The sequence below is a fragment of the Pseudomonas sp. NBRC 100443 genome, from assembly GCF_030268185.1.
GTDB lineage: Bacteria > Pseudomonadota > Gammaproteobacteria > Pseudomonadales > Pseudomonadaceae > Pseudomonas > Pseudomonas citronellolis.
This window is the reverse complement of record NZ_BSQE01000015.1, coordinates 100403-123621: the sequence shown is the minus strand read 5'-3', so window position 1 is coordinate 123621 and position 23219 is coordinate 100403. Positions and strand designations below refer to the sequence as shown.

The following is a 23219-nucleotide window of genomic DNA, read 5'->3' as shown; positions in this document are numbered from 1 at the left end:
ACCTAAACTTTTGTTCATCTTGGCGCGAGGCCGACGTTCGCCCGCGCCAGACAAAATATACTGCCGAACACCTCCCGCCGCCGCCACGGACCGCGCCCATGACCCAGGTTCTCGTCGTCGAAGACGACCCCGCTACCGCCGCCGAGATCAGCGCCGCGCTGCACGACCACGGCTACCAGGTCAGCCTGGCCGGCAACGGCCGCGACGGCCTGGTGCGGGCCCTGAGCGAAAGCTTCGCGGTGATCGTCCTCGACCGCATGCTGCCCGGCGGCATGGACGGCCTGGCCATGCTCACCGCGCTGCGCTCGGCCGGGGTGGAGACGCCGGTGCTGATCCTCAGCGCGCTCTCCGACCTCGACGAACGCGTGCGCGGCCTGCGCGCCGGCGGCGACGACTACCTGACCAAGCCCTTCGAGTTCATCGAGCTGACCGCCCGCCTGGACGCCCTGACCCGCCGCGCTGCGCGTGGCGGCGAGGCGCGCGACAGCCGCCTGCGCATCGGCAACCTGGACATCGACCTGCTGCGCCGCTCGGTGCGCCGCGGCGAACGGTCGATCGACCTGGTGCCGCGCGAGTACCAGTTGCTGGAGTACCTGGCGCGCCACGCCGGGCAGATCGTCACCCGCACCATGCTCTTCGAGGCGGTGTGGAACTACCGCTACGATGAGCGCACCAACGTCATCGAGGTGCACATCGGCCGCCTGCGGCGCAAGGTCGACGTGGACGGCGAGCCGCCGATGATCCACACCGTGCGGGGGGCGGGCTATGTTCTCCGGGCGCCTGAGTGAGATTCCGCGCACCACCAGCTTCCGCGTGGCGCTGCTGTTCCTGCTGCTGTTCGGGGTGGCCTCGCTGGCGCTGTTCGGCTACGTGTACTGGCGCACCGCCGGCTACCTGCGCGCCGAGGTGCAGGCCAACCTGACGCGGCAGATCCACAACCGCGCCGGCCTGGAATTGCCCGAGCTGCTGCGCGAGGTGCAGGAGCACGCCGCCAAGGACCCCGAGCAGCACTTCCCCCAGGCGCTGTTCGACGCCAGCGGCCGGCGCCTGGCCGGCACCCTCGCCGAGCAGCCGCCGACCGCGGCGCTGGACACGCCCATCGAGTTCAGCCGGCGCAGCCTTTCCGGCGGCGAGCGGCGGGTGCGCGGCATCGTCCACCGCATGCCCTCGGGCGAGGTGCTGGTGATCGGCCAGGACATCCAGGACCTGCTGGAATTCGACGAACTGCTGGTCAGCGCCATGGCCTCCGGCGGGGTGCTGATCCTGATCCTCGGCCTGGCCGGCGCGATCATCGCCGGGCGCACCTCGCAGCAGCGCCTGGACGCGGTGACCGGGGCCATCGAGCGGATCGTCAAGGGCGACCTCAGCGAGCGCCTGCCGGTGCGCGGCAGCTCCGACGACGTCGACCGCCTGGCGGTGGTGGTGAACCGCATGCTCGACGAGATCGAACGGCTGATGCATGAGGTGAAGGGCGTGTGCGACGACGTCGCCCACGACCTGCGCACGCCCCTGACGCGCCTGCTCGCCGGCCTGGAGCGCGCCCAGCGGCGCGACTGCAGCAAGCAGGAGTACGCAGCGGCCATCGACCAGGCCATCGAGGATGCCCACGGCCTGCTGCTGACCTTCCGCGCGCTGCTGCGCATCTCCGAGATCGAGGACAGCGCGCGGCGCACCGGCTTCGTCGCGGTGGACCTGACCCAGGTGGCGGCCGACGTGGTCGAGTTGTTCGAGCCCCTGGCCGAGGAGCGCGGCCTGCACCTGAGCTACAGCGGCCCGGCGCAGCCGGCCTGGCTGCAGGGCGATGCGCACCTGCTGTTCGACGCCCTGAGCAACCTGGTGGACAACGCGCTGAAGTTCACCCCGGCCGAGGGGCGTGTCGAGGTGCGGGTGGAAGCGGATGGGGACGCGGTGGAAGTACAAGTGCGCGACAACGGGCCGGGGATTCCCGAGCACGAGCGCGAGGCGGTGCTGCGGCGCTTCTACCGTTCCGAGCGCAGCCGGCATACGCCGGGCAATGGCCTGGGGCTGAGCCTGGTGGCGGCGGTGGCGCGGTTGCATGACCTGGCGATGAGCGTGGGGGATGGGGCGCCGGGGTGTTGGGTGAGTTTGCGGGGGCGGGTGGTTTCGGCGGCGGTGCGAGGGTAGGGCTGGGTGTGGGGTTTGAGCGCGGCTGCCCTCACCCCAGCCCTCTCCCAGAGGGAGAGGGGGCTGTCCTCTGCCTGCTGAAGCATCAGAGCACTCCTGCACCACCGGCTGAGGCCAGGCCATCAGAGCATGCCGAACGGCCCCCTCTCCCTCCGGGAGAGGGTTGGGGTGAGGGGCTCTTGCCCTTTATGCCTTAACCACCTGAAACGCCTCCCCCGTCGCAAAGAAAGCCCCACCCGCCTGGTAATGAATGGTCCGCGACTCCTCGTCCGGAAAATGCCAGCGCCCCTTCGAGAACACCCGCTCGTCCGCATAGGCCGCCACCACCTCGGCGATGAACAGGTCGTACTTCTCCTGGTTGTGCGGCTCGGCGATCACCTTGCATTCCAGGTAGGCCAGGCAGCCTTCGACGATCGGTGCCTGCACCTGTTGGGCGCGGGCGGTGGCGATGTCGTAGCGGGCGAACTTGTCCAGTTCGCCGCCGTTGCTGGAGCCTACCGCCAGGGTGAGTTCGGCCTGGCGCCGCGAGGGCAGCTGGATGACGAAGGCGCCGGAGCCCTCCACCAGGTGCCGCGACCAGGTGTTGCGGTCCAGCACCAGCATCAGCTTGGGCGGGTCGAAGTCCAGCGGCATCACCCAGGCCGCAGCCATCACGTTGGCCACGCCTTCGTATTCGCTGGTGACTATCGTGGACGGGCCATGGTTGAGCAGCAGGTAGGCCTTGGCCAGGGGAACGTCTTGCAGGTGGTTCATGGGTGGTCCTCTCAGGATCAGAGCAGCAGGCCGTCGACCGGCTCCAGCGGCGCCGGCAGCTCGCTTTCGCCGAGGATCTCCATGACGGCGATCTCCAGGTGGCGGCTCATGGCGTCCAGCGGCAGGTCGTTGGGCTGGGTGTCGAACGGGTCGGCGATCTGGTCGCCGAGGGCATCCAGGCCGAAGAAGGTATAGGCCAGCACGCACACCGCCAGCGGGGTGAACCAGCCGATGCTGTCGACCAGGCAGAACGGCAGCAGGAAGCAGTACACATGGACGATGCGGTGCAGCATCAGGATGTAGGGGTAGGGGATGGGCGTGCCCTTGATCCGCTCGCAGCCGCCGAGCACGTAGGACAGGCGGCTGACCTGCTGGTCGACGTTGGCCAGCAGCATGTCGCTGGCGTTGGCGCGGCGGCCGGCTTCGGCGAAGTCGCGGCCCAGGCGGGCGAGCAGGGCGCTGGCCGGGCCGGGCGTGTGCGCCAGGGCGTCGGCCAGTTCGCTGCCGAGCAGGCGGCGGGCGTCTTCGCTTTGCGGGCGCTCGCGCAACTGGTCGCGCAGCACGTAGGCGAAGGCGGCCAGGCGCTGGGCCAGCAGGCGGCGCCCGGCGTCGTCCAGGCCGGGCAGCAGCGACAGGCTCTGCCGCGCCAGGTTGCGCGACACCACCAGCAGTTCGCCCCAGAGCGTGCGCGCCTCCCAGAAGCGCTGGTAGGCCACGTTGTTGCGGAAGCCGAGGAAGATCGCCAGGGTCAGGCCCCAGAGGGTGAAGGGCGTGGAGGTGATCACCACCTTGTAGTGGTAGAGGGTGCCGTGGGTGGCCACCACCAGCGAGCTGAGCAGCACCGTGTAGAGCACCTTGCGCCAGATGGCCGGGATGATCGAGCCCTTGAGGGAGAACAGCAGCACCCAGAGTGTCGGGGTTTGCGGGCGGAGGATCATGCGCGGGCTTCCAGGCGGGGACACGGAGAGCGCGCATCATAGCCGAGATGGCTGCCGGGGGCAGCGGGGGCGGAGGGCGCAGCGCCCTCCGCCGTGGGCTCAGGCGCCGGTCTGTACCTGCCGGGCCTTGCGTTCGGCCAGTTCGTACAACTGCCGCGCTTCTTCCAGCAGCGGCGCGAGGCTGGCGGACAGGCGCGCTACGCCCAAAGGCATGGGCATTTCGTCGGCGCTGTCTTCCAGCAGGCGCAGCAGCACGCTGAGGGATTCCAGGCGACGTTCGGCGGTGCCCATCAGATGGTCCACCGGGGCCTGCAGGTTGACGTAGAGCACGTCCTCGTGGGGTTGGGAAAGGGTGGTGAGGGGGATCATGTCAGGCATCGTCTGCCTCCGGATGAGAGGCAGCAGGGCGATGCACACGGATGGCCGGAAATTGCATGTCCATTGCTCCTCGAGTGGGTGAGGAACCGCCTTCCGGAATGGGAGGCGGGCCGCGCGGGGGTAGCAAGCCGGTGTCAGAAAAACCGGTCAGGCCGAAGCCTGCCCCGTGCGGCCCGCCATGAGTACCCTTGAGAGGGTGGCGGGGAAAAGTTCCCTGCATAGGGATGCAGGGAACTACCGCACTCTGACTCTACGGGTTGCTACACCCGTGTCACGGCATTGACCGTGACGGGCAGAGCCTACCGGTGGGGTTTGTAGGGGCTCAATGGAAAGGTCGGGTGTGAAATTTCGCAGAGTGCGGGAGGGGATTGGAGCTTTTGTAGGAGCGAGCTTGCTCGCGAACGGTGCTTGCCGGCTGGGGCGGTGCCTGTGCTGAAGAGCGCCCTCTCCCTAACCCTCTCCCTGAAGGGAGAGGGGACTGTTCGGAGTGCTTGGGTATTTCGGAGTTAGCCGGCAACACCGGAGGTTTCCGGCTGAAACCATTCTTCCTCTCGGCACGAACAAGCCCCCTCTCCCTTCAGGGAGAGGGCTGGGGAGAGGGTGCGGAGTCAACCCAAAGCACCACCACCGCCGGTTGACTCCATTCGCGAGCAAGCTCGCTCCTACGAGAGCAGAGGATCTCACCCCTCCTGATACAGCTTCACGATCGCCGAGAAATCCAGCTGCCCATTCCCCTGGTTGCTGAACGCCTGGAACAGCTGCTGCGCCAGCGCCCCGAGCAGCACCGGTTGGCGCACCTGGCGGGCTGCCTCGCTGGCCAGGCCCAGGTCCTTGAGCATCAGGTCGGTGCCGAAGCCGCCGCTGTAGCCGCGCCCCGCCGGCGCGCCGGTGAGCGGGTTGTTCACTTCCGAGGCCCAGCAGCGGCCGCTGGAGGTGTTGATGATGCCGGCCAGCACTTCTGCATCCATGCCCAGCTTCACGCCCAGGGACATGGCTTCGGCCACGCCGATCATGCTGATGCCCAGCAGCAGGTTGTTCGCCACCTTGGCCACCTGGCCGTTGCCGGCGCCGCCGCAGTGCACGATGTTCTTGCCCATGGCCGCCAGCACCGGCCTGGCGCGTTCGAAGTCGGCCGCCTCGCCGCCGACCATGAAGGTCAGGGTGCCGGCCGCCGCGCCCGCGGTGCCGCCGGAGACCGGGGCGTCGAGCATCGGGTTGCCGTGGGCCTGGGCCGCCGCCGAGACCTCGCGGGCGCTGTGCGGGTCGATGGTGGAGGAGTCGATCAGCAGCACGCCGGGCTGCACCCTGGCCAGCAGGCCCTCAGCGCCGAGGTAGACCTGCTTCACGTGGGCCGCCGCGGGCAGCATGGTGATGATCACTTCCACGTCGGCGCCAGCCAGTTCCGCCGGCGAGGCCACGGCCTTGGCGCCCTGGGCTACCGCAGCCTGCACGGCAGCGCTGGAAAGGTCGAAGACGCTCAGGTCGAAGCCGGCCTTGAGCAGGTTGGCGGCCATGGGGCCGCCCATGTTGCCGAGTCCGATGAAGCCGATGCGCATGGGGTTTCCCCTTGTTGTCGTTGTCGGGAACAGGGCCCGCGCCGCGCGTGGCCTGCGGCCCCGCTGCTTCCTGCTGGGGGGGCCTGGCCGGCGGGGCGCGCGGGCGGGTTCTGGCGGCTTACTTCAGGTGGATGGTGGTGTTCACCGCGCCGCCCACTTCGTTCTCGTCGAACCAGCGTTCGGTGACCGTCTTGGTCTGGGTGTAGAACTGCACCACCTGCTTGCCGTAGGGACCCAGGTCGCCCAGCTTGGAGCCGCGCGAGCCGGTGAAGGAGAACAGCGGCACCGGCACCGGGATGGGCACGTTGACGCCCACCTGGCCGACGTCGATCTCTTCCTTGAAGTGCCGCGCGGCGGCGCCGGAGCGGGTGAAGATGGCGGTGCCGTTGCCGTTGGGATTGGCGTTGATCAGCTCGATGGCCTCGTCCAGTGTCTTCACCGAGACCACGCAGAGCACCGGGCCGAAGATTTCCTCGCGGTAGATGCTCATCTGCGCGCTGACGCCGGAGAATATGGTCGGGGCGACGAAGTTGCCTTTCTGATAGCCGGCCACCTGCGGGTTGCGGCCGTCCAGTTCCAGCTTGGCGCCTTCCTGGATGCCGCGCTCGATCAGGCCGCTGACGCGGTCCAGGGCGGCGCAGGAGACCAGCGGGCCGACGTCGGTGCCGGCCTCGGTGCCGCCGCTGACCTTGAGGGTCTTGGCCTTGGCCACCAGGTCCGGGATCCACTCGTTGGCCTCGCCCACCAGGATGGCCACGGAAACCGCCATGCAGCGCTGCCCGGCGGCGCCGAAGGCCGCGCCGGCGATGGCGTTGAGGGTCTGCTCCTTGTTGGCGTCGGGCAGGATCACGGCGTGGTTCTTGGCGCCCATCATGCACTGCACGCGCTTGCCGGCCAGCGAGGCGCGGTTGTAGACGTGGGTGCCGACGCGGGTGGAGCCGACGAAGGACACGGCCTTGATGTCCGGGTGGTCGCAGATGGCGTTGACCACGTCCGGGCCGCCGTGGATGACGTTGAGCACGCCCGGCGGGATGCCGGCCTCATGGGCCAGCTCGACCAGGCGCATGGTCACCATCGGGTCCTGCTCGGAGGGCTTGAGGACGAAGGTGTTGCCGGTGGCGATGGCCATCGGGAACATCCACAGCGGGATCATCGCCGGGAAGTTGAACGGGGTGATGCCGGCGCATACGCCCAGCGGCTGCAGCAGGGTGAAGGTGTCGACGCCGCCGGCCACGTTGTTGGCCAGCTCGCCCAGCTGCAGGTTGCCGATGGCCGCGGCGTGCTCGACCACCTCCAGGCCGCGGAACACATCGCCTTCGGCGTCGGGCAGGGTCTTGCCCTGTTCGGCGGTGAGGATGGCCGCCAGTTCCTTCATGTTCTCGCGGATCAGCTGCTGGTACTTGAGGAAGATGCGCGCGCGGGCGCCGATCGGGGTTTTCTTCCAGGTCTTGAACGCGGCCTTGGCGCTGGCCACGGCGCGCTCGACTTCCTCGGCGGTGGCGAAGGGCACGCGGGCGAGGACTTCCTGGGTGGCGGGGTTGATCACCTCGCGCCATTCGCTGCTGGTGGACTCGACGGGCTTGCCGTCGATGAAGAGTTTGACCGTGGGAACGGCAGTAGTGGTGGTACTCATCGGAACTCCCAGCCTGCGGCGGTTTGTTGTTATGGGCCTTGGGCATGCCTCAAGGCGGTTGGATTGATCCTAGCAGTGCATTTTTGATGAATTCAATGCGGTGATGTGCAAGCATGCTCTGCGTTTTTGCACACTCGGAGCCGGCGATGGACTGGGACAACCTGCGTTTCTTCCTCGAACTCTCCCGCGCCGGCAAGCTCACCGTGGCCGCGCGGCGCCTGGGCGTGGACCACACCACGGTGGCGCGGCGCCTGCAGGCGCTGGAAAAGAGCATCGGCGCGCAGCTGCTGGTGCGCGAGCCTTCCGGCTATCGGCTGACCGAGGCCGGGCACGGCCTGCTGCCCCAGGCCGAGGCCATGGAAAGCGCCTGCAAGGTGATCGAGAAGCGCCTGGCCGGGGCCGAGGACAACCTCTCGGGCAAGGTGCGCATCGGCGCCACAGAAGGCTATGGCTCGACCCTGCTGACCTCGCAGCTGGTGGAGCTGAACCGCCGTCACCCGCACCTGGGCGTGGACCTGCTGGCGGTGCCGCGCGCGCTGCAGCTGTCGCGCCACGAGGCGGATATCGTCATCACCCTGGAACGCCCCGGCCGCGGGCCCTACCTGATCACCCGGCTGACCGACTACGTGCTGCGCCTGTACGCGGCCGGGGACTACCTGGCCGAGCGCGGGCCGATCCGCAACCGCGACGACCTGCGCAAGCACGCGCTGGTGGGCTACGTCGACGACCTGCTGTACAGCAAGGAGCTGCAGTACCTGGACGAGATCGGCCGGCCGCTGCACATGGCCCTGCGCTGCACCAGCATCCTGGCCCAGCAGCGCGCGGTGGCCGAGGGCGCGGGGCTGGCCATCCTGCCGGCCTTCGCCGCGGCGGAGGACCCGACGCTGCAGCCGGTGCTGGCGGGCGAGATCGAGTTCGTGCGGACCTTCTGGATGCTGATGCCCACGGAACTCAAGGACATCGCGCGGATGCGCACCACCTGGGACTTCCTCCGCGAGAAGGCCGAGGCGAGCCAGGCGGTGTTGATGGGGCGGGGAACGTAGGGCGAATAACGCTCCGCGTTATCCGCCGTTTGGCCTTGGTCGAACCCCGCCTGGGGGCGAGCCTGGGCATTGCGCTGCGTTTCGCGGATGAGATCCTACAGTCCCGTAGGATGGGTTGAGCGAAGCGATACCCATCACCATGGCTCAGCCATGGCGTTGGCGATGAAAAGGGTGAAACGGCGTATAACCGAGAACGGTTATACGCCCTACGCCCCCGGGAACCCGGCGTGTGGCGTCAGGCCAGGCCGACGTAGAGGTTCTGCACGTCGTCGTTGCCGTCCAGGGCGTCGAGGAAGGCTTCGACTTCCTCCAGCTCCGCGCCGGACAGGCTCACCGGGTTCTTCGCCTTGTAGCCGAGCTTGGCCGAGGCGACGCTGAAGCCGTGCTCGGGCAGGGCGCGGCAGACGGCGTCCAGGTCGGTGGCGTCGGTGAGGAACAGGGTGTCGCCGTCTTCCTCGCCCGGCTCGAAGTCCTGGGCGCCGGCCTCGATGGCGGCCAGTTCCGCGTCGGCGTCGCTGCTGGCCGGGGTGGCTTCGATCAGGCCCAGGTAGTCGAAGTCCCAGGCCACCGAGCCGGAGGCGCCGAGCTGGCCCTTGCGGAACAGCACGCGGATTTCCGCCACGGTGCGGTTCACGTTGTCGGTCAGGCACTCGACGATCACCGGCACGCGGTGCGGGGCGAAGCCTTCGTAGACCACGCGCTCGAAGCTGGCGCCGCCGTCGAGCAGGCCGGCGCCTTTCTTGATGGCGCGCTCCAGGGTGTCGCGCGGCATCGAGGCCTTCTTGGCCTGCTCGACTACAAGGCGCAGTTTCGGGTTCATGTCCGGATCGGCGCCATTGCGCGCGGCGATCATGATTTCCTTGGCGAGTTTGCCGAAGACGCGGCCCTTGGCGTTGGCGGCGGCTTCCTTATGTTTGGCTTTCCACTGGGCGCCCATGCTGTTCTCTTGGCTGGTTCATGATGGGCGGCAAGTCTAAGCGCTGGCGCGGCGCCTGGCGATATCCGCCGGATCGGCGCGACTGTCTTGCCGGCTGGACCGGGGCGCTCTTCGTAGGATGGGTTGAGCTTGCGAAACCCATCGGCCAGGGTGATGGGTATCGCTCCGCTCAACCCATCCTATGAAAGCTCGTCCTGGCGGGAGAGGAAGGCGTAGAGCCGTTCGTCCAGCGAGTGGGCGACGTTGAAGCGCAGCCAGGGCACGTGGCGGCCGTCGGGCATGAACAGCTGGCCGGGGAACAGCAGGATCTTCGCTTCCTTGGCCCGTTCGGCCAGATGGGTGGCGTCGGCCACCGCGCGGTGGCGGGCCCAGAGGAACAGGCCGGCGCGCGGTTCGTGGAATAGTTCCAGGCCGGCCGCTTCCAGGCGCCGGGCCACGCTGTCGTGGGCTTCGCCGAGCTGTTCGCGGAGCTGGCGCACGTGCTTGCGCTGGCGGCCCTGGAGGAGGATGTCCAGGGCCAGGGTCTCGGTGAGTTCCGAGCTGGTCAGCCCGGCCACCATCTTCAGCGGCAGCAGTTCCTCGATCAGCTCCGGGTGGGCGGCGATGAAGCCCACCCGCAGCGCCGGGGCGATGACCTTGGACAGGCTGCCGATGTAGATCACCCGCGCCAGCTGGTCGAGGTTGGCCAGCAGCAGCTGGCCGGCGGGGTCGAGGTCGGCGTAGATGTCGTTCTCGACGATCAGGAAGTCGTACTTCTCCGCCAACTGCAGCAGGCGGTGGCTGGCGGCCAGGGACAGGCTGGCGCCGGTGGGGCTCTGCAGCCGCGCCTGGGTGAAGTAGACCCTGGGCCGGTATTCGCGCACCAGTTGCTCCAGGCGCTCCAGGTCCAGGCCGTCGGCGCTGCGCGGCACGCCCAACAGGTTGGCGCCCTGCAGGCGCAGGTTGAGGAACAGGTTGTGGTAGCCGGGCTCGTCCACCAGCACCGGGTCGCCGCGCTGCACCAGGTAGCGCACGGCCAGGTCCAGGGCCTGGCTGGCGCCGCTGGTCAGCAGTATCTGCTCGGGGCTGGCGGCCACCCCGGCGTCGGCCAGGCGGTCGGCCAGCTTGCCGCGCAGGCGCGGGTTGCCCTTGCTGTGGCCGTAGTTGCCGAACTGCGCCGGTTCCTCCCGGGCCAGGGTGCGCAGGCCGCGCAGCAGGCCTTCGCCATCCAGCCAGTGCTCGGGCAGCAGGCCGACGCCGGGGCGCAGTTCCATGCCCAGGGGCTGGAACACCTTGTGCAGCAGCAGGTGGGCGTCGAAGTCGAATTCCGGCGCGGCCTGCTCGTCGGCGGTTTCCCCGGGCAGCGGGCCGCGCACGTAGAAGCCGGCGTTGGGCACGGCGTTCAGGCAGCCGCGCGCCACCAGGCGGTCGTAGGCCTCGACCACGGTGAAGTGGCTCACCCCGTGGGTCTGGGCGAACCGGCGGATGGAGGGCAGCTTGGCGCCGGGGCGCAGGCGCTGTTCGTCGATGGCCTGGGCGATGCCGTCGACGATCTGGGTGACGAGGGGCGTTTCGCTAGTGGGGTCGAGCAACAGCATCGAAGCGTCCGGTGGAAGGGAAACGGAAACTGTACAGGCCGCGCGGCCATAACAGCACTGCAGGCACTCCAGCGCCCCTGTGCATGGCGGCCGGGCGGGCGGCCCAGCACACTGCGGGGCACGACGCGGCAGCCAAGCCGCGCAAGCCTGATAACAAGGAATTGCCATGCGCGACACAGCTTACAGCATCGACCCCGCGAGTATTTCCGCCGAAGAGTGGCAGGTGCGCTGCGACCTCGCCGCGCTGTACCGGCTGGTTGCGCACTTCCGCTGGACCGACCACATCGACACGCACATCTCTGCCCGCGTACCGGGCGAGCCGGGGCACTACCTGATCAACCGCTACGGCGTGATGTTCCACGAGATGCGCGCTTCCGACCTGGTCAAGGTCGACCACGCCGGCGACGTCATCGACCCGCGCTTCGGCCCGGGCAGCGTCAACCGCGCCGGCTTCAACATCCACTCGGCGGTGCACGCCGCGCGCCCGGACCTGGCTTGCGTGATCCACACCCACACCGCCGCCGGCATCGCCGTGTCGGCCCAGGAAGAAGGCCTGCTGCCGATCAGCCAGCACGCGCTGAAGTACCACAACCGCCTGGGCTACCACGACTACGAGGGCATCGCCCTGGACCCGGACGAGCGCTCGCGCCTGGTCCGCGACCTCGGTTCGCACATGGCGATGATCCTGCGCAACCACGGCCTGTTGGCCACCGGGCGCTGCATCGCCGAGGCCTTCAACCAGATCTACTTCCTCGAACGCGCCTGCCAGGCCCAGGTCCAGGCCCTGGCCGGCGGCCGCCAGCTGCGCTACCCGCCCGAAGCGGTACGCGAACGCGTCGCCGTGCAGGAGGAGGAAGCCCTGGCCGGCGGCCTGCACCTGCTGGCCTGGGAGTCGGCCCTGCGCCTGATCGAGGACGGCGCGGCCGACTACCGCAGCTGATCCCTTTTGCGTGCGTCCCGGCCCGCAGAGGCCGGGCGCCTAGCGTGCTTGCAATCTGCCAACAACAAAGCCAAGAGGTGGAAATGAAGAACCCGATAGCGGCGGCCCTGCTCATGGGCCTGGCGTCCGGCGCCATGGCGGCCGACCTGAGTGTGATCTCCTTCGGCGGCACCAGTAAGGACGTGCAGACCGAAGCCTTCTACAAACCCTTCGCGAAGGCCACCGGCAACAAGGTGATCGCCGGCGAGTACAACGGCGAGATGGGCAAGATCAAGGCCATGGTCGACACCCACAGCGTCAACTGGGACGTGGTCCAGGTCGAGGGCCCGGAACTGCTGCGCGGTTGCGACGAGGGCCTGTTCGAACAACTGGACCCGGCGCGCCTGGGCAATGTCGCCGACTATGTGCCGGGCACCATCTCCGACTGCGGCGCCGGCCTGCTGGTGTGGTCCATGGCCATGGCCTACGACGCCAAGCGCCTGACGACCGCGCCGACCGGCTGGGCGGACTTCTGGGACACGCAGAAATTCCCCGGCAAGCGCGCGCTGCGCAAGGGCGCCAAGTACAGCCTGGAGATCGCCCTGCTGGCCGACGGCGTATCCCGGCAGGACATCTACAAGGTGCTGGCCACCCCCGAAGGCGTCGACCGCGCCTTCCGCAAGCTGGACCAGATCAAGCCGTCGATCCAGTGGTGGGAGTCCGGCGCCCAGCCCATGCAGTTCCTCGCCAGCGGCGACGTGGTGATGAGCACCGCCTACAACGGCCGGGTGTTCGCCGCCCAGGAAGAGGGCGCGCCGATGAAGGTGGTGTGGAACGACAGCCTCTACGCCATCGACTCCTGGGCCATCCCCAAGGGCAGCCCGAACAAGCAGGCGGCGGAGGACTTCATCGCCTTCTCGCTACGCCCGGAGCAGCAGAAGATCCACACCGTGAAGCTGGGCTATGGCTCGGTCAACACCAGGACCAACGCGCTGGTCGACCCGGCCCTGGTGGAGCGCCTGAACACCGCGCCGGCCAACCTGGAGCAGGCGGTGCCGGTGGACTTCGCCTTCTGGGTGGACCACGGCGAGGAGCTGGAACTGCGCTTCAACGCCTGGGCGGCCAAGGGCAGCTAGCCGACGCGCCGCCACACGCTGGCCAGCCAGGGCTGCTGCTCGCGCGGCAGTCCGGCGGGCCGGTAGTAGTGTTCCAACTGCTCGAAGCCTGCCGCTTCGAGCAGCTGTTTCCAGTTCTCCCAGTCGTGATAGGAACCGTAGCGCGGGCCGTTCCAGCCCTCGGCGTTGTCCCCGCGCGGGTTCGAGGCGAACAGCACGCCGCCGGGCTTGAGCGCCGCGCGCAGCTCGCCCAGCACCCGCGGCAGTTCCTGGCGCGGCACGTGGAACAGGCTGGCGTTGGCATAGATGCCATCGAAGCGCGCCGCCGGCAGGTCCAGCGCCAGGAAGTCCTGCAACCACACCTCGCAAGCGCTGGCCTGGCGGGCCATTTCCACGAAGTCCGGACAGCCGTCCAGGCCCACCGGCGCATGGCCCAGGGCCTTGAAGGTGCACAGATCGCGGCCGGGGCCGCAGCCGAAATCCAGCAGGGCAAAGGGCGGCTCGCCATGGATGTGCCGCAGCAGGGCGGCGATGTTCTGGCTGACGTCGTGGTCGCGGGTGCCTTCGCGGAAGGCCTCGGCGCTGTCCTGGTAGTGCTGCAGGGTGAGGCGGGAGATGTCGCGGAGGGTCTGGTCGTCTAGGGGCATGGCGGGCGTCGGTGGGTCGCTGGGGAGGTTATTCTACGCCGGGGTTTGGGGTGATGGGGGCTGGGGGGACTTGTAGGAGCGAGCTTGCTCGCGAACGGTGTTCTGCCGGTCGTGGGTGGTGCCTGTGCTGCAGAGCGCCCTCTCCCTAACCCTCTCCCTGAAGGGAGAGGGGACTGTTCGGAGTGCTCGGGTATTTCGGAGTTAGCCGGCAACACTGATGGTCCCCGGCTGAAACCATTCCTTCTCTCGGCACGGACTAGCCCCCTCTCCCTCTGGGAGAGGGTTGGGGTGAGGGGACGGCGTTCATCCCGAACACAACTGCTACCGGCCGACACCGTTCGCCAAAAATAAAAAAGCGCGGCACACCCCGAAGGACTGACCGCGCAACACGCTCAACAGGGAATCAGAACTGCTCAGCCTCCAGCCCATACAGGCTTTCGCTGCCAGCCCGCACCGCGCTGGCCAGGGACTGGGTGCGCGGCAGCAGGCGGGCGAAATAGAAACGCGCCGTCGCCAGCTTGCCCTGGTGGAAGTCATCGGCCTGGCCGCTGGCGGCGCGGGCCATGCGCGCCCACATGTAGGCGTAGGCGGTGTAGCCGAACAGGTGCAGGTAGTCCACCGCCGCGGCGCCGGGTTCGCGCGGGTTTTCCTTGGCGCGCTCCTGGAGTTGCCGGGTGAGGGCTTCCAACTGCTCCAGGGCTTCCAGCAGCGGAGCGCTGAACTCGTCGTCCACCGCAGCTTCGGCGAAGGCGCGGATTTCCCCGGCGAACAGCGCCAGCAGCTCGCCGCCGTTGGCCAGCACCTTGCGTCCGACCAGGTCCAGGGCCTGGATGCCGTTGGTGCCTTCGTAGATCTGCGCGATGCGCACGTCGCGCACCAGCTGTTCCTGGCCCCATTCGCGGATGTAGCCGTGGCCGCCGAATACCTGCTGGCCGTGCACGCAGCTTTCCAGCCCGGTGTCGGTGAAGAAGGCCTTGGCCACCGGGGTGAGCAGCGCCACCAGGCCTTCGGCGCGGCTGCGCTCTTCAGCGTTGTCGCCGTACTTGGCGATGTCCAGTTGCTGCCCGAGGTAGGTGGCGAAGGCGCGGCCGCCCTCGGTCAGGGCCTTCATGGTCAGCAGCATGCGCCGCACATCCGGGTGATTGATGATCGGGTCGGCGGCCTTGTCCTTGGCCACCGGGCCGGTCGGGGCGCGGCTCTGGATGCGCTCGCGGGCATAGCCCACGGCGGCCTGGTAGGACATCTCGGCGCAGCCGATGCCCTGGATGCCGATGGACAGGCGCTCGTAGTTCATCATGGTGAACATCGCCGCCAGGCCCTTGTTCGGCTCGCCGACCAGCCAGCCGGTGGCGCCGTCGAAGTTCATCACGCAGGTGGCCGAGGCCTTGATGCCCATCTTGTGCTCGATGGAGCCGCAGCTGACCGGGTTGCGCGCGCCGAGGGAACCGTCTTCACCGACCAGCACTTTCGGCACGAGGAACAGCGAGATGCCCCGCGAGCCGGCCGGCGCATCCGGCAGCTTGGCCAGCACCAGGTGGATGATGTTCTCGGTCAGGTCCTGCTCGCCGCCGGTGATGAAAATCTTGGTGCCGCTGATTTTGTAGCTGCCGTCGGCCTGGGGTTCGGCGCGGGTGCGGATCAGCCCCAGGTCGGTGCCGGCGTGGGGTTCGGTCAGGCACATGGAGCCGGCCCAGCGGCCTTCGTACATGGCCGGCAGGTACTTCTGCTTCAACGCCTCGCTGGCGTGGGCGTCCAGCGCCAGGCAGGCGCCGGCGGAGAGGGTGGAGTAGAGGGCGAAGCTGGCGTTGGCTGCGTAGACCATTTCCTCGAACTGCACCGAGAGCATCTTCGGCATGCCCATGCCGCCGAAGTCCGGGTTGCCGGCCAGGCCGACCCAGCCGCCCTCGGCGTAGGTGGCGTAGGCCTCGCGGAAGCCGGCCGGGGTGCTGACCGCGCCGTCCTTCCATTGCGCGCCCTGTTCGTCGCCGCTGCGGTTGAGCGGGGCGAGCAGGGTGCCGGTGATCTTCGCCGCTTCTTCGAGAATGGCCTCGGCGGTGTCGGCGTCCACCCGTTCGGCCAGGGCCGGCAGGCGGCGCCACAGGGCCGGGGCGTCGAATACGTCGGTGAGCAGGAAGCGCATGTCGCGCAGCGGAGCCTTGTAGTCGGGCATGAATGTACCTCGGCGCCCCGGTTTGGCCGGGGCGCTATCGCAAGTGGGAAGGGGAGGTCAGAGCTTCTGGGCCCAGTCGCGCAGGACGAATTTCTGCACCTTGCCGGTGGAGGTCTTCGGCAGCTCGGTGAAGACCACGGTCTTGGGCACCTTGAAGCCGGCCAGGTGCTCGCGGCAGAAGGCGATGATCTGCGCCGCCTCGGTGTCGGCGTGGCCGGCCTTGAGGGTGACGAAGGCGCACGGCGTCTCGCCCCAGCGCTCGTCCGGGCGCGCCACCACGGCCGCCTCCAGCACCGCCGGGTGGCGGAACAGCACGCCCTCGACTTCGATGGTGGAGATGTTCTCGCCGCCGGAGATGATGATGTCCTTCAGCCGGTCGCGGATCTCCACGTAGCCGTCGGGGTGCCACACCGCCAGGTCGCCGGTGTGGAACCAGCCGCCGGCGAAGGCTTCCTCGGTGGCGCTGGGGTTCTTCAGGTAGCCCTTCATCACGGTGTTGCCGCGCATGAAGATCTCGCCGACGCTCTGGCCGTCGCGCGGCACCGGCTCCAGCGTCTTCGGATCGGCGACCATCACGCCTTCCAGGGTCGGGTAGCGCACGCCCTGGCGCGACTTGATCCTGGCCCGCTCGTCCAGCGGCAGCTCGTCCCACTCCTCGTGCCAGGCGCACACGGTGACCGGGCCGTAGACCTCGGTGAGGCCGTAGACGTGGGTGACGCGGATGCCCATTTCCTCCACCGCGCCTATGACCTTGGCCGGCGGCGCGGCGCCGGCGACCATGGCGTGCACCGGGTGGTCGATGGCGGCCTTGGCCGAGTCGGGCATGTTGATCAGCGCGTTGAGCACAATGGGCGCGCCGCACATGTGGCTGACGCGGTGCTCGCGGATCAGGGTGAGAATCTTCTGCGGGTCGACGCGGCGCAGGCACACGTGGGTGCCGGCCAGCGCGGTGACCGTCCAGGGGTAGCACCAGCCGTTGCAGTGGAACATCGGCAGGGTCCACAGGTACACCGGATGCTGGCCCATGGACCAGGTCATCTGGTTGCCCAGCGAGTTCAGGTAGGCGCCGCGGTGGTGGTAGACCACGCCCTTGGGGTTGCCGGTGGTGCCGGAGGTGTAGTTCAGCGAGATGGCGTCCCACTCGTCGCGCGGCCAGGCCCAGGCGTACTCGGGGTCGCCCTCGGCCAGCAGGGCCTCGTAGTCCAGGCTGCTGACCGGCTCGCCCTCGCCGTATTCCGGGTCGTCGACGTCGATCACCAGCGGCGGGTGGTCGAGCATGCCCAGGGCGGCGCGGATCACGTCGTGGAACTCGCGGTCGGTGATCAGCACCTTGGCCTCGCCGTGCTGCAGCATGAAGGCGATGGCCTCGGCGTCCAGGCGCACGTTGAGGGTGTTGAGCACCGCGCCGATCATCGGGATGGCGAAGTGCGCTTCGAGCATCTGCGGGGTGTTGGGCAGCATCACCGCGACGGTGTCGCCACGGCCGATGCCGCGCCAGGCCAGGGCCGAGGCCAGGCGGCGGCAACGCTGGTAGGTTTCGCGCCAGGTGCGGCGCAGGCTGCCGTGGATCACGGCGGTGCGGTCGGGGTAAACGCTGGCGGTGCGTTCGATGAAGCTCAGCGGGGTCAGCGCGGTATGGTTGACCGAGGCAGGCGCGAGACCCTGTTCGAAGATCGACATATGGACACCCTGTGGCTGATTGTTAGCTCATTGTTCTTGGCTGCCCGCAGGCGGGTCGGGCGGCTGATGGGGCGATTTATAGCAATGCCGAGATGGTTATGGAAGTACAACCATATGCTTATGGTATAAATACTATATTCCAATAAAAGCACCCGGAACTGCCTCCATGCCTGAACTCAATACCCTGGTGCGCCTGCTCCGCGAGCCCGCGCCGGCCGCCGCCCAGGCCGACGCGCTGCTCGCCCTGTGCCGCGCCCGCGCGCCCCTGGAGCGCGCGCTCTACCTGGCCTGGCGGCCGCGTTCGCGCAGCTACGAGGCGCTTGGCGACGAACGCCTGCCGCCGGGCGCCGGCGACCCGCTGCAGGCCAACGACGAGGCCCTGCATGCGGCCTTCGCAGGCCGCCGCGACATGCCCCTGGACGAACTGCTGGCGCTGCCCGGCTGGTTGGGCGGGCGCCTGCGCCGCGCCGGCTGGAGCCATGGCCTGGCCTTGAACCTGGCGCTGGGCGGCGAACCCGGGTTGTTGCTGCTGGCCGCGCGGGATGCCGCCACGCCCTGGCTGGGTTGGGTCGGCGAGCTGCTGGGTGAAGTAATGGCGCTGGCCGGCGGCGCCCGCCGCACCGCGCCGTTGCTGGCCGCCGAGCCGCTGCCGGCGTTGCTGCTGGATGGCAACGGGCAGTTGCTCGACGGCAACCCGGCGCTGCATGGCCTGGCCGCCGAACTGGGTCTGGACGACGTGCGCGAGCTGCTGCCGAGCAACCACCGCGAGCTGCTGCGCAGCTGCCTGGCCCAGGCCCGAGCGGTGCAGGACGCGCCCAGCGAGCAGGGCGGCCGGCACTTCCTCTGGAGCTTCATCCCCGACGCCGGCCAGGCCGAGGTGCTGGTGCGCGGCCGCGAGGCCAGCGCGCAGATCCAGGGCGAGCGCGAGGCGGCCCAGGCGCGGCGGCTGTACCGGCAGATCATCGAGAACACCAGCGACCTGATCTCGCGGCGCACCCTCGACGGCGTCATCCTCGACGCCTCGCCCTCGTCCTGGCCGCTGCTGGGCTACTGGCCGGAGGAGATGCGCGGCCAGTCGGTGCTGCCGCTGCTGCACCCGGACGACCGCAAGCGCGTGGCCCGCCACACCCGCGATGCCCTGGAGCAGGACGGCTACGCGACCCTGACCTACCGCCTGCGCCACCGCGACGGCCACTACCTGTGGTTCGAGACTGCCAGCCGCGCCATCCGCGAGACCTACACCGGGGCGGTGGTGGAGGTGGTCAGCGTGTCCCGCGACATCACCGCGCGGGTGCGCGCCGAGGAGAACCGCCGGCGCCTGGCCGAGGTGGTGGAGGCCAACGCCGACCTGGTGCTGTTCGTCGATGTCGGGGCCCGCCCCAACTACGCCAACCCGGCGGCGCGCAAGGCGCTGAACCTGGGCGAGGATAGCCTGCCGGAAAGCCTTGCCGGGCTGTTCGACGAAGCCCTGTTGCAACGCCTGGCGGAGGAGGGCTGGAAGGCGGCCGACAGCCAGGGCGTGTGGCGCGCCGAGGGCCAGCTGCGGCCGCTGGGCGATGGCGCGCCGGTGCCGGTGTCGCTGGTGCTGCTGGGCCACCGCGCGGCCGGCGGCGAGCGCTACTACTCGCTGGTGGCCCGCGACATGACCGAGCGCGAACTGCGCGAGCACCAGCAGCGCCGCCACCAGGACGAGCTGGCCCACAGCGCGCGCCTGGTCACCCTCGGCGAACTGGCCTCGGGCATCGCCCACGAGATCAACCAGCCGCTGGCCGCGGTGGTCAACTACGCCGGCGCCAGCCAGCGCTACCTGGCGGCCCTGGGCAGCAACCCGGAGGCGGCGCAGCGCGTGGCCCAGGGCCTGGCGCGCATCACCGAACACGCCAACCACGCCTCGGAAGTCATCCGCCGCCTGCGCGCCTTCCTGCGCAAGGGCCAGCGCCGCCTGCAGGCGCTGGACGTCAACGAGCTGGTGCGCGAGTCCCTCGGCCTGTGCGCCTGGGAAGCGGGGCAGGGCGGGGTAGCCATCGGCCAGGCGCTGGCGGAGAATCTGCCGCCGGTCTACGCCGACCGGGTGCTGCTGCAACAGGTGCTGCTGAACCTGCTGCGCAACGCCATCGAAGCCAACCGCGAGCGCCACGCCGGCGCGCCTTCGGCCATCGCCATCGGCTCGGCGCTGGAGGCGGACGGCCGGCTCTGCGTGTGGGTGGAAGACAACGGCCCAGGGGCCGACGAAGAGACGCTGGGGCGCATGTTCACGCCCTTCTACAGCAGCAAGCCGGACGGCCTGGGCCTGGGGCTGTCGATGAGCCGCGGCATGGTCGAAGGCTTCGGCGGCACCCTGGACGCGCGCCCGGCGGCCGACGGCCTGCGCCTGGAGTGCCGGCTGCCGGCGGCCGGCGAAGGGGGCAGGGCATGATGGAAAAAGCACGGGAGCAAGGCATGGAAGTACCGCAAGAGGCGGTGGTGTACGTGGTGGACGACGACCCGGGCATGCTCGAGTCCACGGTCTGGCTGTTCGAGTCGGTGGGCCTGAAGGCGCTGCCCTTCACCAGCGGCCGCGATTTCCTCGAAGCCTGCCCGGCCGACGCCCACGGCTGCGTGCTGCTGGACGTGCGCATGCCCGGCCTGGGCGGCCTGAGCGTGCAGGAGGAAATGCGCCGGCGCGGCCTGGAGCTGCCGGTGATCTTCGTCAGCGGCCACGCCGACGTGCCCATCGTCATCCGCGCCTTCAAGGCCGGCGCGCTGGACTTCATCGAGAAGCCCTACAACGAGCAACTGCTGCTCGACAGCGTGCAGCAGGCACTGCAATCCCGCGCCCGCCAGCACGCCTCGCAGGCCGGCCTGGGCGAGGTGGACGAACGCCTCGCCGCGCTCACCCCGCGCGAGCGCGACGTGCTGCTGCCGCTGGTGCGCGGCTACACCAACCGCGAGGTGGCGGAGCAGCTGGATATCAGCGTGAAGACCGTGGACCTGTACCGCGCGCGGGTGATGAAGCGCATGCAGGCGCAGACACTGGCCGACCTGGTGGGGATGGCTATTGCCGCGGGGTTGGTGGATCCGCTGAGGTTGCGGCCGGAGGAGGCCTAAAGCACCCTCACCCCAGCCCTCTCCCGCAAGCGGGAGAGGGTGCCGTTCGGCGTCAACCTGTAGGAGCGGGCCCTGCCCGCGATTCGCGCGCAGGGCGCGCTCCTACATTGGAATGGCGTGGGTGGGGTTGCGTAGGAGCGGATCTTATCCGCGATCCGCGCCGGAGGCTCCGGTTATCGCGGATAAGGCCCTACGACTGTACTTGCATGGAGCCGTAGGGCGAATAACCGTTCGCGGTTATCCGCCGATACACCGGGGCCATAGCCAACGCCAAGGTCAACCCTGGCGCCGCCGGAAGCCAAGGCCAAACGGCGGATAACGCCATAGGCGTTATGCGCCCCACGTGAAACGCCGCTGACCACCGGGGCATTCCCGGGAGCTAACCCCCCATCGCCGTTGTCTGAAGCAAGGCGGGTATACTCGCCCGCCTGCCCGAACCCAGGAGCCCCGCTTGTCGAAGTCCCGTCCGTCGCGTCCGCTGCTTTCACTGCTCCTTGCCGCCGGCCTCAGCGCCAGCGCGGCGCTGTATGCCTGCCCGGCCGGGCAGTCGGAGGTCTGCCTGGGCGGCTGCATCTGCGTTGCCGACCCCAATGGGGTGTTCGGCGTACTCCAGGAAGATGCGCGCAACGTCGCGGCACCCGCCCTGGCGCAGTGGCTCAGCCAGTCCCGCGAGCGCATGGTGGCCGCCGGCGTGCAGCCGCTGCCGCTGGACCTGCGCGCGCAACTGCAGGCCTGGTACCCGGACGACCTGCTGCAGGCGGTGCGCTACCGCGTCGGCCAGGGCCAGGACGTCGACGCCGCCAGCGCCATGCTGCAGAACCAGGACGTGGTCGCCGTGACGCTGATCGACGTAGTGGTGTTCCGCAACGAGGACGACGCGCTGCACAACCTGGCGCTCTGGGCCCACGAGCTCAAGCACGTGCAGCAGTACCGCGAACTGGGCGTGGACGGCTTCGCCCGCCAGTACGTGCGCAACTTCAGCGCCCTGGAAGACCCGGCCTACGCCATCCAGAACCAGGTCTCCCGGGAAGTGCGCAGCGCCCGGGCGCCGGCCGGCGACTAGCCGGGTTCGCCGCCGGTTGGCAGGCGCTGCGGCGCGTTTGATGCACATCAAGGGGCCGATAACGACGAAGGCGCAGGCTTAGGGCACAACCCCTGTCCCCCTCCGGAGGTCCCCCATGAACGCCTACACGCGCCTGCTGCTGATCTGCGATCCCCTGCTCCGTGACTCCGCCGCCATGGCGCGGGCCAAGGCCCTGGCGTTGGCCGGTGGCGGCCAGTTGCACATGGTCACCCTGGATGCCCTGCCGGTCGGCCTGGGCGTGCTCGACAGCGTGCTGCAGACCCGCGCCCGCGAAGAAACCCGCCTGCGCCAGGAGCGCTGGCTGGAGGAACGCGCCGGGGAGCTGCGCGCCCAGGGCATCGAGGTAGGCGTCGAGGCGATCTGGACCGAGAACCCGCTGGAGGAGGCACTGCGCCTGGTGGAGCAGCACGGCATCGACCTGGTGGTGAAGGACAGCCAGTACGAGCCGGCCCTGAGCCGGGCGATCATGACGCCCCTGGACTGGCAACTGCTGCGCCGCTGCCCGGTGCCGCTGCACCTGGTCAGCACCGCCGACAACCCGCGCCCGCAGCGGGTGCTGGCCGCGCTGGACCTGTCCCAGGACGACGTGCTCGTCGACCAGCTCAACGACCATATAGTCGAGTCGGCGCAGGCCCTGGCCCGGCAGTGCGGCGCCGAGCTGCACCTGCTGCAGGCCTATGACCTGGCCAGCGGCTACCTGGCCTATGCCGCCGGGCCCGTGGCCTGGTCGCCGGAAGTCGCCGAGCAGATGAGCGGCCGCTCGCGCCAGCGCATGGACCGCATCGGCGAGCGCTTCGGCGTCGGCCGGCCCTACCAGCACCTGGTCAAGGGCGCGGCCACCCAGGTCATCAGCGAGTTCGCCAACGAGAAGCGCTTCGACGTGGTGGTCATGGGCACCCTCTACCGCCCGGGCCTGGCGAAGATCATCGGCAGCACCACCGAACAGGCGCTGTACCGGGTGCACTCGGGCATTCTCGCGGTCCGGCCCTGAGGCGCGCGGCCATGAAGATGGTCGCGTTCCTCGCCCTGCTGCTGTCGCTCTGGGCCATCGCCGTGGTGGCCTGGATGATGCTGCGCTACACCCCCGCCGGCGGCGACGCCCAGTACGTGTTCCTCTGGGACCGCTGGGAGAACCGCGTGTGCCTGGTGTCCATCGGCAACCCGTCGCGGATCATCTGCGACCCGCGCTCGCTCTGGGTGGAACAGCAGAAGGACGACGGGCCCACGGCGCGTCGCCCTTGATAGCAGGCGCTCAGCCGCTGTGGCGCCGTTGCTCGGCGTCGCGGCGGCGGGCCTCGGCCAGCGCGTGGGGCGCGGCCAGGCGTTGCTGCAGGCGCTCCAGGTAGTCGCGGGCCTGGGTTTCGTCGTGGAAGGGCACCCGGAACTGGTCGAGCTGGACGTAGCAGTGGCCATCGCGGGTGTGCAGTAGTTGCGTGCGCATGAAAGCCTCCTGGCGGAGCCGGCGGGGAAGTGGACTGCAACCACTTGTACGCCGCGCAGGGGGCGACGGCTTGATCCGCATCAACCCCGCGCAGCGGGCGCTGCCGGCCACAGCCG

Annotated in this window: 21 protein-coding genes; 10 read left to right on the top strand and 11 right to left on the bottom strand. The window is 69.2% G+C overall.

Features of this window, described 5'->3' with window-relative positions; genetic code table 11:
• Nucleotides 1–98: 98 nt before the first annotated feature.
• Nucleotides 99–788, top strand: coding sequence for a response regulator transcription factor (locus QSJ95_RS19920; protein ID WP_009619984.1), 690 nt, complete (start codon nucleotides 99–101; stop codon nucleotides 786–788).
• A complete protein-coding gene (locus QSJ95_RS19915) occupies nucleotides 766–2145 on the top strand; it encodes a sensor histidine kinase (RefSeq protein WP_064582969.1) in 1380 nt (459 codons plus the stop codon). Before QSJ95_RS19920 ends, QSJ95_RS19915 begins: the two co-directional genes overlap by 23 nt.
• 186 nt (nucleotides 2146–2331) lie before the next feature.
• Here the strand turns inward: QSJ95_RS19915 and QSJ95_RS19910 are convergent, their stop codons facing one another.
• From QSJ95_RS19910 to QSJ95_RS19890, 5 genes are all read right to left on the bottom strand, one after another.
• Entirely contained in the window at nucleotides 2332–2898 is a 567-nt protein-coding gene (locus QSJ95_RS19910) for a flavin reductase family protein (protein WP_269963330.1), read from the bottom strand.
• A gap of 17 nt (nucleotides 2899–2915) precedes the next feature.
• Nucleotides 2916–3836 carry a bestrophin family protein gene (locus QSJ95_RS19905; RefSeq protein ID WP_009619989.1) on the bottom strand — a complete coding sequence of 307 codons (921 nt, stop codon included), beginning with the start codon at nucleotides 3834–3836 and terminating at the stop codon, nucleotides 2916–2918.
• 99 nt (nucleotides 3837–3935) lie between these two features.
• Nucleotides 3936–4214, bottom strand: coding sequence for a hypothetical protein (locus QSJ95_RS19900; RefSeq protein ID WP_009619991.1), 279 nt, complete (start codon nucleotides 4212–4214; stop codon nucleotides 3936–3938).
• A 680-nt stretch (nucleotides 4215–4894) separates the two neighbouring features.
• Nucleotides 4895–5770, bottom strand: coding sequence for a 3-hydroxyisobutyrate dehydrogenase (gene mmsB / locus QSJ95_RS19895; protein ID WP_285644782.1), 876 nt, complete (start codon nucleotides 5768–5770; stop codon nucleotides 4895–4897).
• Nucleotides 5771–5888: 118 nt separating this feature from the next.
• Nucleotides 5889–7403: a CoA-acylating methylmalonate-semialdehyde dehydrogenase gene (locus QSJ95_RS19890; protein ID WP_043273745.1), complete on the bottom strand. Its 1515-nt coding sequence runs from the start codon at nucleotides 7401–7403 to the stop codon at nucleotides 5889–5891.
• A gap of 146 nt (nucleotides 7404–7549) precedes the next feature.
• On the opposite strand from QSJ95_RS19890, the gene QSJ95_RS19885 reads away from it, so the two are divergent.
• Nucleotides 7550–8446: a LysR family transcriptional regulator gene (locus QSJ95_RS19885; protein WP_285644780.1), complete on the top strand. Its 897-nt coding sequence runs from the start codon at nucleotides 7550–7552 to the stop codon at nucleotides 8444–8446.
• A 235-nt stretch (nucleotides 8447–8681) separates the two neighbouring features.
• On the opposite strand, the gene QSJ95_RS19880 is transcribed toward QSJ95_RS19885, so the two are convergent.
• Together QSJ95_RS19880 and QSJ95_RS19875 are read right to left on the bottom strand one after the other, a co-directional pair.
• Entirely contained in the window at nucleotides 8682–9383 is a 702-nt protein-coding gene (locus QSJ95_RS19880; protein WP_285644778.1) for a YebC/PmpR family DNA-binding transcriptional regulator, read from the bottom strand.
• 179 nt (nucleotides 9384–9562) lie between these two features.
• Nucleotides 9563–10960, bottom strand: coding sequence for an aminotransferase-like domain-containing protein (locus tag QSJ95_RS19875; RefSeq protein WP_285644777.1), 1398 nt, complete (start codon nucleotides 10958–10960; stop codon nucleotides 9563–9565).
• Between the two features lie 166 nt (nucleotides 10961–11126).
• On the opposite strand from QSJ95_RS19875, the gene QSJ95_RS19870 reads away from it, so the two are divergent.
• A complete protein-coding gene (locus QSJ95_RS19870) occupies nucleotides 11127–11900 on the top strand; it encodes a class II aldolase/adducin family protein (protein WP_285644775.1) in 774 nt (257 codons plus the stop codon).
• A gap of 83 nt (nucleotides 11901–11983) precedes the next feature.
• Nucleotides 11984–13015 (top strand): ABC transporter substrate-binding protein, encoded by a 1032-nt coding sequence (locus QSJ95_RS19865; RefSeq protein ID WP_285644773.1) that lies wholly within the window; start codon nucleotides 11984–11986, stop codon nucleotides 13013–13015.
• On the opposite strand, the gene QSJ95_RS19860 is transcribed toward QSJ95_RS19865, so the two are convergent.
• The 3 genes from QSJ95_RS19860 to QSJ95_RS19850 all read right to left on the bottom strand — a co-directional run bounded on the left by QSJ95_RS19860 (nucleotide 13012) and on the right by QSJ95_RS19850 (nucleotide 17491).
• A complete protein-coding gene (locus QSJ95_RS19860) occupies nucleotides 13012–13641 on the bottom strand; it encodes a class I SAM-dependent methyltransferase (RefSeq protein WP_043273758.1) in 630 nt (209 codons plus the stop codon). The genes QSJ95_RS19865 and QSJ95_RS19860 overlap by 4 nt on opposite strands.
• Nucleotides 13642–14044: 403 nt before the next feature.
• Nucleotides 14045–15811 carry an acyl-CoA dehydrogenase C-terminal domain-containing protein gene (locus QSJ95_RS19855; protein WP_285644769.1) on the bottom strand — a complete coding sequence of 589 codons (1767 nt, stop codon included), beginning with the start codon at nucleotides 15809–15811 and terminating at the stop codon, nucleotides 14045–14047.
• A gap of 57 nt (nucleotides 15812–15868) precedes the next feature.
• A complete protein-coding gene (locus tag QSJ95_RS19850; protein ID WP_043314566.1) occupies nucleotides 15869–17491 on the bottom strand; it encodes an acyl-CoA synthetase in 1623 nt (540 codons plus the stop codon).
• Nucleotides 17492–17657: 166 nt separating this feature from the next.
• On the opposite strand from QSJ95_RS19850, the gene QSJ95_RS19845 reads away from it, so the two are divergent.
• The 5 genes from QSJ95_RS19845 (at nucleotide 17658) to QSJ95_RS19825 (ending at nucleotide 22904) form a co-directional block, all read left to right on the top strand.
• Nucleotides 17658–19907: a PAS domain-containing sensor histidine kinase gene (locus tag QSJ95_RS19845; protein ID WP_285644767.1), complete on the top strand. Its 2250-nt coding sequence runs from the start codon at nucleotides 17658–17660 to the stop codon at nucleotides 19905–19907.
• Between the two features lie 23 nt (nucleotides 19908–19930).
• A complete protein-coding gene (locus QSJ95_RS19840; RefSeq protein ID WP_058489422.1) occupies nucleotides 19931–20578 on the top strand; it encodes a response regulator transcription factor in 648 nt (215 codons plus the stop codon).
• Between the two features lie 451 nt (nucleotides 20579–21029).
• Complete coding sequence (locus QSJ95_RS19835; protein ID WP_285644765.1) at nucleotides 21030–21641, top strand: eCIS core domain-containing protein; 612 nt, start codon at nucleotides 21030–21032, stop codon at nucleotides 21639–21641.
• Nucleotides 21642–21756: 115 nt separating this feature from the next.
• A complete protein-coding gene (locus QSJ95_RS19830) occupies nucleotides 21757–22653 on the top strand; it encodes a universal stress protein (RefSeq protein ID WP_285644763.1) in 897 nt (298 codons plus the stop codon).
• Between the two features lie 11 nt (nucleotides 22654–22664).
• Nucleotides 22665–22904 (top strand): hypothetical protein, encoded by a 240-nt coding sequence (locus QSJ95_RS19825; RefSeq protein WP_009620020.1) that lies wholly within the window; start codon nucleotides 22665–22667, stop codon nucleotides 22902–22904.
• 10 nt (nucleotides 22905–22914) lie between these two features.
• On the opposite strand, the gene QSJ95_RS19820 is transcribed toward QSJ95_RS19825, so the two are convergent.
• On the bottom strand, nucleotides 22915–23103 hold the full coding sequence (locus QSJ95_RS19820; protein WP_285644761.1) for a hypothetical protein: 189 nt from the start codon (nucleotides 23101–23103) through the stop codon (nucleotides 22915–22917).
• Nucleotides 23104–23219: the final 116 nt, after the last annotated feature.

What these genes read in the sequence shown, in the direction of transcription:
- QSJ95_RS19860 (WP_043273758.1), bottom strand. Translation starts at nt 13,641, where the DNA reads ATGCCCCTAGACGACCAGACCCTCCGCGACATCTCCCGCCTCACCCTG.
- QSJ95_RS19825 (WP_009620020.1), top strand. Translation starts at nt 22,665, where the DNA reads ATGAAGATGGTCGCGTTCCTCGCCCTGCTGCTGTCGCTCTGGGCCATC.
- QSJ95_RS19880 (WP_285644778.1), bottom strand. Translation starts at nt 9,383, where the DNA reads ATGGGCGCCCAGTGGAAAGCCAAACATAAGGAAGCCGCCGCCAACGCC.
- QSJ95_RS19875 (WP_285644777.1), bottom strand. Translation starts at nt 10,960, where the DNA reads ATGCTGTTGCTCGACCCCACTAGCGAAACGCCCCTCGTCACCCAGATC.
- QSJ95_RS19885 (WP_285644780.1), top strand. Translation starts at nt 7,550, where the DNA reads ATGGACTGGGACAACCTGCGTTTCTTCCTCGAACTCTCCCGCGCCGGC.
- QSJ95_RS19845 (WP_285644767.1), top strand. Translation starts at nt 17,658, where the DNA reads ATGCCTGAACTCAATACCCTGGTGCGCCTGCTCCGCGAGCCCGCGCCG.
- QSJ95_RS19840 (WP_058489422.1), top strand. Translation starts at nt 19,931, where the DNA reads ATGGAAGTACCGCAAGAGGCGGTGGTGTACGTGGTGGACGACGACCCG.
- QSJ95_RS19870 (WP_285644775.1), top strand. Translation starts at nt 11,127, where the DNA reads ATGCGCGACACAGCTTACAGCATCGACCCCGCGAGTATTTCCGCCGAA.
- QSJ95_RS19910 (WP_269963330.1), bottom strand. Translation starts at nt 2,898, where the DNA reads ATGAACCACCTGCAAGACGTTCCCCTGGCCAAGGCCTACCTGCTGCTC.
- QSJ95_RS19915 (WP_064582969.1), top strand. Translation starts at nt 766, where the DNA reads ATGTTCTCCGGGCGCCTGAGTGAGATTCCGCGCACCACCAGCTTCCGC.
- QSJ95_RS19900 (WP_009619991.1), bottom strand. Translation starts at nt 4,214, where the DNA reads ATGCCTGACATGATCCCCCTCACCACCCTTTCCCAACCCCACGAGGAC.
- QSJ95_RS19905 (WP_009619989.1), bottom strand. Translation starts at nt 3,836, where the DNA reads ATGATCCTCCGCCCGCAAACCCCGACACTCTGGGTGCTGCTGTTCTCC.
- QSJ95_RS19820 (WP_285644761.1), bottom strand. Translation starts at nt 23,103, where the DNA reads ATGCGCACGCAACTACTGCACACCCGCGATGGCCACTGCTACGTCCAG.
- QSJ95_RS19850 (WP_043314566.1), bottom strand. Translation starts at nt 17,491, where the DNA reads ATGTCGATCTTCGAACAGGGTCTCGCGCCTGCCTCGGTCAACCATACC.
- QSJ95_RS19830 (WP_285644763.1), top strand. Translation starts at nt 21,757, where the DNA reads ATGAACGCCTACACGCGCCTGCTGCTGATCTGCGATCCCCTGCTCCGT.
- mmsB (WP_285644782.1), bottom strand. Translation starts at nt 5,770, where the DNA reads ATGCGCATCGGCTTCATCGGACTCGGCAACATGGGCGGCCCCATGGCC.
- QSJ95_RS19865 (WP_285644773.1), top strand. Translation starts at nt 11,984, where the DNA reads ATGAAGAACCCGATAGCGGCGGCCCTGCTCATGGGCCTGGCGTCCGGC.
- QSJ95_RS19920 (WP_009619984.1), top strand. Translation starts at nt 99, where the DNA reads ATGACCCAGGTTCTCGTCGTCGAAGACGACCCCGCTACCGCCGCCGAG.
- QSJ95_RS19890 (WP_043273745.1), bottom strand. Translation starts at nt 7,403, where the DNA reads ATGAGTACCACCACTACTGCCGTTCCCACGGTCAAACTCTTCATCGAC.
- QSJ95_RS19855 (WP_285644769.1), bottom strand. Translation starts at nt 15,811, where the DNA reads ATGCCCGACTACAAGGCTCCGCTGCGCGACATGCGCTTCCTGCTCACC.